The 1206-nt window shown below is 70.8% G+C and carries 1 protein-coding gene; it reads right to left on the reverse strand.

Features of this window, described 5'->3' with window-relative positions; genetic code table 11:
- Positions 1 to 1206 (reverse strand): polyketide synthase dehydratase domain-containing protein (locus ON23_RS12430; RefSeq protein WP_039778275.1); only part of this gene is annotated, 1206 nt, incomplete at both ends.

Raw genomic sequence — 1206 nt, forward strand, 5'->3', positions numbered from 1 at the left:
ATGCGGATCTCGATCTCGCCGGGGCCCGGTGCCACCCGCGGGCATTCCCGCCACGCCAGTGCCGACAGCAGCCGGGTGCGCGGCATGTCGAGTTCGAAGTTGGCGTCCGGATCGGTCAGCGGCGCCGAGGTTTCCAAGGCTTCCAGACGTTCGGGCAGCGGTTTGGTGATCACCGTCGCCCAGCGTTTACCGTCGCGCAGCAGCACCTCGTCGCTGTTGTCGAGGGAAAAGGCGCCGGGCACCGCCAGCTCCGCCACGAGATCGGCGATCGGGGTGGTGGGTTCGATGTCGACGAGCCGCCACCGCAGGGCGGTCTGCTCGTTGAGCAGCACGCGCCGGGCGCCGGCCAGCGCGGCCTGTCCGGTCTCGGGCGGGACGGGACTGCCGGGCAGGGTGAATGCGGATTCGGTGACCAGGGTGCAGTGCACCAGGCCGTCGCCGAAAATCGTTTGTGGCGTGCCGTTTTCGCTGGGCGGTTCGACGAAGCCGGCGATCGCCACCGCGATGCGCTTGAGCGTCCACAAGTCGGCCACGTCGTCGGCGACCGCACCGGCGACCACACAGATGTGCAACCGGCGAGCCGGTTCGTCGCGGGCCGCGCGCAGCTGCTCGACGAGCTCGGACTCCAGTTCGGGTCCGGTCGAATCCACCACGTGCAGACGGGAATCCGGAAGCGCGGCCACCAACCGGTCGGCCCGGTCGGTCTCGCCCAGACGGACCACCACGGTACTCACCGAGCCCGCCTCGGTCAGCGCGGCCGGATCGATCGGATCGCGTTCCTCGAAGGTCTCGGTGTAGTAGAAGTCGGCCATCCGGTGCAGCGGATCGTCGCCGGGCCGCAGCGCGCCGATCAGCAGGCCGGACAGCCGGACCACCAATTTGTGGTCGGCGTCGAGCAGATCCACATCGGCGCGCAGCCGCGCGTTCGGATCGCGCCGGGCCACCACCGTCACCGTCTCGGGCAGCGCCGCGAGCAAGCGCACCGCACCCACGCCGACCGGAACCATCACGCCCTCGTCGATGCGTTCGTCGGCGAACAGCATGGCCGCGCACTGCATGGCGGCGTCCACGACCGCCGGATGCGCCAGATGGCCGGAGTCCGCGGCGATCGCGCCGTCGACGGTCGCCACCACCACATCGCGGCCGACGCGCACCGAGGTGACCCGCCGGAACGACGGCCCGTACTGGAGTCCGGCCGCGGCCAGG

Origin of the sequence: Nocardia cerradoensis NBRC 101014 (assembly GCF_000308535.1) — a bacterium.
In the GTDB taxonomy this organism is placed as follows: domain Bacteria; phylum Actinomycetota; class Actinomycetes; order Mycobacteriales; family Mycobacteriaceae; genus Nocardia; species Nocardia cerradoensis.